This is a genomic window from Microcoleus sp. K5-D4, assembly GCF_036704575.1.
Classification (GTDB): Bacteria; Cyanobacteriota; Cyanobacteriia; order Cyanobacteriales; family Microcoleaceae; genus Microcoleus.
Genome location: NZ_JAUBSD010000230.1, coordinates 1 through 1,036, shown reverse-complemented (window position 1 = coordinate 1,036; position 1,036 = coordinate 1). Strand labels below are relative to the sequence as shown.

The 1,036-nt window shown below is 34.6% G+C and carries 1 protein-coding gene; it reads left to right on the top strand.

Annotated features, from left to right (window positions below):
- Window positions 1-152: 152 nt before the first annotated feature.
- Window positions 153-1,004 (top strand): IS5 family transposase, encoded by an 852-nt coding sequence (locus QUA77_RS29215; RefSeq protein ID WP_333454130.1) that lies wholly within the window; start codon window positions 153-155, stop codon window positions 1,002-1,004.
- Window positions 1,005-1,036 lie beyond the last annotated feature (32 nt).

Here is a 1,036-nt window from a genome sequence, read left to right as displayed (position 1 = left end):
TAGACCTCTTGCAAAATAATTTTATGCTATAATGAAGGGTTTGGCTGAAGTGGAGCAGATTGCAGGTTATAGCTAATTTTTAGGACATTTTGCTAAAAACAGCGTAAAATGCTAAATAAAAAGGTATTTTGTAGTTACACAATAAATCAATCATGAACAATCGATTTTATCAAAATTTAAAACCGGAGCAATTTAAACGGAGATTTGGTATCCAGATTCAAACGTTTAAAGAAATGGTTAACACTTTAGAACAATTCCGGCTAGAAAATCCTCAAGATAAACGAGGACGCCGAAGCGCCTTAACTCTTGAAGAACAAGTTTTAGTGACCTTGGAATATTGGCGAGAATATCGAACCTATTTTCATATGGGAACAAATTGGGGAGTATCCGAATCAACGATTTGCCGAATTATAACTAACATTGAATCAACTTTAATGAAAACGGGAAAGTTCCGTATTCCGGGGAAAAAGGCATTACTCAAAGACTCTGATTATCCAGAAATCGTGGTGATGGATGTCACAGAAACCGCTATTGAACGACCTAAAAAAAAACAGAAGAAATATTACTCAGGCAAGAAGAAATATCATACTCTAAAAACTCAATTGGTAATTAATCAAGAGACCAGAGAAATTATTTGCACTGCTTTTGGACTAGGGCATTGCCACGATTTTAACTTGTTTAAAAAAAGTAAAATTCATTTTCATCCCGAAACAAATAGCTTACAAGACAGTGGCTATCAAGGGATAAAGGATTATCACCCCAATAGTTATATACCTAGAAAGAAACCTAAAAAAGGGAAACTTTCTCGAATAGAAAAAGACTACAATCGAGTTCTAGCACAGGAGCGAATTGTGGTTGAACACGTTAATCGGAGTCTCAAAATTTTTAAAATATTGTCGAGTCGTTATCGGAATCGGCGTCGCCGTTATGGTCTGCGTTTTAATTTGTTGTCAGCACTTTACAATTATGAGTTAGCTTTCAGATCTAAAATTCAAAACCTTTAATTATAACATAGATTTTTTTTGCAAGAGGTCTA